Here is a 984-nt window from a genome sequence, read left to right on the forward strand (position 1 = left end):
GTCTCGCTGGGCGTGGCAGACCATCGTTCGACCTGGTTAATCCACGAAGCGGAGGTAGGGGTGAAATGCGCATGGAAACGTGGATGGCGAGCCAGCCAGGTATTGATCGGGGAGCTCTTGTGCGTGCCGTAGTTATCCATCACCAGATGGATGTCCAGTTGGGACGGCACGTTGGCCTCGATGGTGCGCAGAAACCGCAGGAATTCACTGCTGCGATGACGCCGATGCAGTTCGCCAATGATTTCGCCCGTGGAGATGTCCAGCGCTGCGAACAGTGTGGTCGTGCCGTGGCGCATGTAGTCGTGCGTGCGTCGCTCAGGGATTCCCGGGGCCAGCGGCAGCATGGGCTGGGTGCGGTCCAGGGCCTGGATCTGGCTCTTCCCGTCCACGCACAACACCATGGCCTTGAGTGGCGGGTCCAGATACAGCCCGACGATATCGCGCACCTTGTCGACGAAAAATGGATCAGTGGAGAGCTTGAAGGTCTCTTGCCGATGCGGCTGCAATCCGAAGGTACGCCAGATCCGCGACATTCCCATCTCGCGGGCCATTGTTCGCGTGCTCCAGTGAGTCGCGCCCATGGGCACGGATTCGAGCGTGCGTGCGACGACCGCATCCACCTGTGCGTCCCCGATCGTCCTCGGTGCGCCGGGGCGCGGTGCATCGGGCAACCCGTCCACGCGGTGACTGATGAAGCGCGAACGCCACTTCGAAACCGTATGCGCGTTGACGCGTTGTCCTGTCGCGACCGTGTTGTTGTCGAAGCCCTCGGCGCAAGCCAGCACAATACGCGCTCTCAGGGCAAGTGCCTGTGCCGTCTTGCGCCGCATCGTCAACGCTATGAGCTGTTCGCGTTCCTGCCCACTCAGAACCCGTGGCGCCTTCGGTCTTCCTCTCATCGTTGCCTCGCTTATCTGCGAACCCTGCAACCCAGGTTAGTACACAACGCAAATAAGGCAATGAATTTCTAACACGGGACACTAG

The 984-nt window shown here is 61.0% G+C and carries 1 protein-coding gene; it reads right to left on the reverse strand.

The annotated features are described in order from the left end of the window. Positions 1-899: IS630 family transposase (locus tag HV796_RS42750; protein WP_175233615.1), on the reverse strand; the 899-nt coding region annotated here is incomplete at its 3' end. Positions 900-984 lie beyond the last annotated feature (85 nt).

It is taken from the genome of Paraburkholderia humisilvae (genome assembly GCF_902859855.1).
In the GTDB taxonomy this organism is placed as follows: domain Bacteria; phylum Pseudomonadota; class Gammaproteobacteria; order Burkholderiales; family Burkholderiaceae; genus Paraburkholderia; species Paraburkholderia humisilvae.